Origin of the sequence: Xenorhabdus khoisanae (genome assembly GCF_001037465.1) — a bacterium.
Lineage (GTDB): Bacteria > Pseudomonadota > Gammaproteobacteria > Enterobacterales > Enterobacteriaceae > Xenorhabdus > Xenorhabdus khoisanae.
This window is the reverse complement of record NZ_LFCV01000230.1, coordinates 1-4,670: the sequence shown is the minus strand read 5'-3', so window position 1 is coordinate 4,670 and position 4,670 is coordinate 1. Positions and strand designations below refer to the sequence as shown.

Below are 4,670 nucleotides of genomic sequence, written 5' to 3'. Positions count from 1 at the left end.
TTTCATAAGTGTTGTGACACGTGGGTCTATAATATTTTCAGAAAAAAAGCCAATTTTAGGCGAAAATTTCATTATATCTGTTTACTACTTATGATACCCAAAATAGCTTGATATTTAGTCAAAAACTCATGGAAAAATTATAATAAGAATAGCTTCCTAATAAATAAACCAAACTATTTCATATGGAGTGAATTATTTTCATAACTATATTAAACAACATGTTAAACAGTTAATATAAAACATATTAACTATATTTTCATGTAACAAAAAGCGATTAATGACCAAACTGTCATAATAGTTGTGAATATCGGGCTATTTATCTTTCATACACATTCGCCTAATAATTCGTGTTAATCTAATATTAATTTGTTTTTATACCTTGAATATCATTAACAAATTAACCTATTGATTAATTATCGTATACTTTCCTAACAAACTAAAAACATTCTTATTATTATAAGATAGTATATATTTGAAAATTTTCAAAAGGAAATAAATGAGAAGAATTACTGTTTTTCCAAGCCTTGGTTTGACCGGCGAAATTACTATTCCATCATCTAAGCCTCATTTACAACGTGCACTATTATTAGCTTTACTGAATAAAAGTAAAACTAAGATTGTTAATGTATCCTGGAATGCGGAGACAAAAAATCAGCTTAATGCTCTGCAAAAATTTGGATTAGAGATATTATATGAAGACAAAACAACACTATTGCTTCGTGGTGTAGGAAGAGATTTATCATGCCATGGAGAAATATATGCCGGCGGTTCTGGAATGTTATTCAGGATGTGTGCAGCTTTGGCGTCATTGATTGAAAATTGTAAAGTAACCATACAGTGCAATGAATCTTTATTCAGTAGAGAAAGTGTATTTGATGAAGATTTTTGCAATTATTTAGATATTGACATTGAAAGAATAGCAGGTGAAAAGGTTATCATCACCAAGAATAAAAGCAACATAAAAAAACCATTAACTGTTACTAATAGTACTCAGTTCATTACTTTTTCTTTATTTGTTGCCCCTTTCAGTCAACAAAAACAAGTTCCCGTAATCATGGATGACAGTAAGATAGGTTATATTGACATGACCGTTAAATCAATGGCACTTTTAGGAAGTACCGTAATACGTGATAAAAATCATATTAAAGTCACCGAGTATAACTCTGGAGACATTGAAATAAAAATACCATCTGATTTTACATCGTTAAGTTACATTGCTTCTTCTGTATTAAGTTCAAATGGAAAAAGTGATGTACTTATAAGAAATTATTATTTTGGTGACACAATAAATGAGCATTATCTATTTAAATTTTATGAAAAAATAGGTTTGAAAATTCACTATAAATTGGATATTGGGCAATTAAGGATAAATAAAAGCTTACTTGAACCCTATGATGGAGAGTTTTCCTTAAAAGAACTCCCCTCAGTAGCAGTAAACATAATTGCAGCAACTTCAAATCTAAAAGGAAGAAAATTTTTCAGTGGATTAAATACCATCAATAACCATAAGAGCCAACGAGCTTTTATTGTTAATGAAAATATAAGAACCATGGGAGCAAATAGCTCTTTAATCTTCGATAAAAAAGGTATGTTTGATTCAATATGTATTGAAGGAAAAGGTCCCACAAAAGGAGGTGTTGAACTTAAAAGTTATGAAGATCATAGAGTTTGTGCTGCTAATATTATAGCATCTCTTGGCGCAGAGAAAGAAACTACAATATATGATATTCATAAATTAAACGATGGTTTCCCTGGATATATAGAAATACTCAAAGACTTGGGTGTTATAGTTAAATAGTTGGGATATCTATAGGATAATATAAAATGACTAAAAGAATTGATCATAATACACAATCTGTCGAAATTATTTTCTCTAAAACTTTGCATGGAACACTTAATTTACCTGCGTCTAAAAGCTCTTCAACTCGGGCCCTTCTGACTTCTTCTGTTACTTCTGGGGAAAGTAGTATCAAGAATATGGCTACTGGATTTAATACATTAGCAATGAAATCAAATTGTGAGAGATTGGGTGCTACCTTTAAAGAGAATGGAAACAAATTGATCGTGAATGGAATTGACGTACGTTCTATCAATCACCCATTAGAAATTAATCCTGGTAACTCGGGGGTAGTTCTTCGTTTATTAATGGGTGTAGCGGGTTTTTTACCAGAGACCAAATTCATAACAGACTATCACTCTTCTCTTGGCGTTCGTTCACAAACTGAGATGATTAATGCTCTTAAGATGCTGAATGTTCAATGCGAAGCATCAGGTCAAGAGCATCGACTTCCCATCACAATAAAGTCGAATAAGAGATTAAATAACTATACCGAAGTATCTTGTAAGAAAAGTTCACAATTCCTAAGTGGATTATTATACCTTGGTTCAATAATGGACAATGATTTAACCATAAAAGTCATTGATGATATTACAGCTAAATCAATGGTTCACACGACAATAAATAATTTGAAAAGAGCGGGTGTTAAAGTCGAATACGATAATGATTTTCGCAAATTTTTCATATCTGGTAAGAGCCAACTACAGCCTAGTGATTTTGTAGTAGGAGCAGATCCAGCAAGTACAGCTGCAATTCTAGCACTTTGTAGTTCTTTGGAATCAGATGTCCAATTAAATGGATTTTTTGAAGAAGAACTAGGAAATGGAGCCGTAATTCAATATTTAATAGATACTGGTACAGATATAACATTTATTGAAGATGAAACAATAAAAATACGTGGAACTACAGATATCCTGCCTCTTGACTTTGATGGTTCGCTGGCTCCAGATGCTGTTCCTGCTTTAGCAGCCAGAGCCGCATTTGCCTCTGGTACAAGTATTTTTTATAATATTGAGCACATACGATATAAAGAGTCCGACCGAATATCAGATTTTAGAAAAGAATTATCAAAGCTGGGTGTAAAATCAGATGAAAAACAAGATCAACTTATTATTCATGGAAATCCCAAAGGATATAAAGGCGGCGTTGTTTTAGACGGACATTATGATCATGGTTTAATAATGGGGCTTACAACAATAGGGCTTCATTGTAATGAACCTGTTGTTATAAAAGAACCTTATCATGTTGGACAAACTTACCCAGAATATTTTTCTGAAATTAGCTCCTTAGGGGCAAATATTAAATAACTGACTAAATATAATTAATTATTATGTAAAGGAGATAACTTTATGTGTGGTATTTCTGCAATATTTACAACAACAAAAAAGTCAGTTGAACAAATAAATGAAAAATTAATTTCCATGGCTGATATGATTAAACATCGGGGAGATTTACCTCTTTTTAATGAAAACCTGGTCAGAGAAAATTTCGGGCTGGCAACTAACCGTTTGGCTATTCTGGAAAGAGATAATGCCAGACAACCTGTTTCAGACGCAGAAAGAGATATTCATATCATTCTTAATGGACAAATCTTTAATTATAAGGAACTAAGAGAAAATCTTATAAAAGAAGGATGTGTTTTTGAAAAGCGTGGTGATACCGAAGTAATATTAAAATTATATATTAAATATGGTAAAGAATTTGTAAAAATGCTGGATGGAATGTTTTCATTTGTTATATTTGATAATAAAAATTCAACATTTTTACTTGGCAGAGACCATGTGGGCATTAAACCACTTTACTATGCCTTCAAAGATAATGTGTGGTATGTAGCTTCAGAAATGAAGGCCTTTCTGGGGCTTTCTGTTGAAGTTAAAACGCTTGAACCCGGGAATCTTTACGATGGTAATAGATTGTATAAATATATTAGCTATGACAAAAAAATAGAGAAAAGTAAGGATAGCTACTTTATCGCAAAACAAAAAGTTCGTAATCTAATGGAATCGGCTGTTAAATCTCAAGTTGATACTGATTTACCAATTGCCATAATGTTTAGTGGTGGAATAGATAGCGCTATTGTATTAGCTCTTGCTAAGAAATATCATTCTAATATTACAGCCATTACATTTGGTTTACCTGATTCAAATGACATAAAAATATCGCAGCGTTTTTGCAAAGAAAATAAAATACGTCAAATAATATATACGTTTACAGAGCAAGATCTGATCAACGAAATTGAAAAGGCTGTGTATTATGGCGAGTTTTTCGAAAAAATAGATTCTATAGACTCTGTTATAGCAGGCTTTGGTTATTTTATCGCTAGTAAGCTTGGCTTTAAAGTCGCTTTATGTGGAGAAGGTAGCGATGAAATTTTTTGTGGTTATGATCTATTCAAGACATATCCTTCTATTGATGAATTATCACTTTATCGGCTAAATAATTTACATCGTACAGATTTACAACGCGTTGATCGCGCAAGTATGCGTCATTCTGTAGAAGCAAGAGTACCTTTTATGAATTATAAACTGGTAAACTATGCATTAAGCCTTGATGAATCATTGAAGATAAAAGATGGAGTTGAAAAATATATACTTAGAGAAGCATTTAGAGATATTTTACCGAACTATATTGTTGACAGACCTAAAATCAGAATGCCAGATGGAAGTGGTGTCAAAAATACATTGATTGATTATATAAATAGTATTGATTTTAAAATTCCCGATGATCAAATTAACGCATTGAAAAATATAGGAATTAATGATAAAGCTTCTTTGTATTTCGCAAAGAGATATTTAGATAATGGATATAATTTCCCTAATGAAAGATTCAAACA

General features: G+C 31.6%; 3 protein-coding genes. All 3 read left to right on the top strand.

Going from position 1 to position 4,670, the window contains the following annotated elements:
- Positions 1–496: 496 nt before the first annotated feature.
- Positions 497–1,798: a 3-phosphoshikimate 1-carboxyvinyltransferase gene (locus AB204_RS20390; RefSeq protein WP_047965212.1), complete on the top strand. Its 1,302-nt coding sequence runs from the start codon at positions 497–499 to the stop codon at positions 1,796–1,798.
- A gap of 26 nt (positions 1,799–1,824) precedes the next feature.
- Entirely contained in the window at positions 1,825–3,144 is a 1,320-nt protein-coding gene (gene aroA / locus AB204_RS20385; protein WP_047965211.1) for a 3-phosphoshikimate 1-carboxyvinyltransferase, read from the top strand.
- A 42-nt stretch (positions 3,145–3,186) separates the two neighbouring features.
- Positions 3,187–4,670, top strand: a 1,484-nt coding sequence (locus tag AB204_RS20380; RefSeq protein WP_047965210.1) for an asparagine synthetase B family protein, incomplete at its 3' end; no start/stop codon positions are given.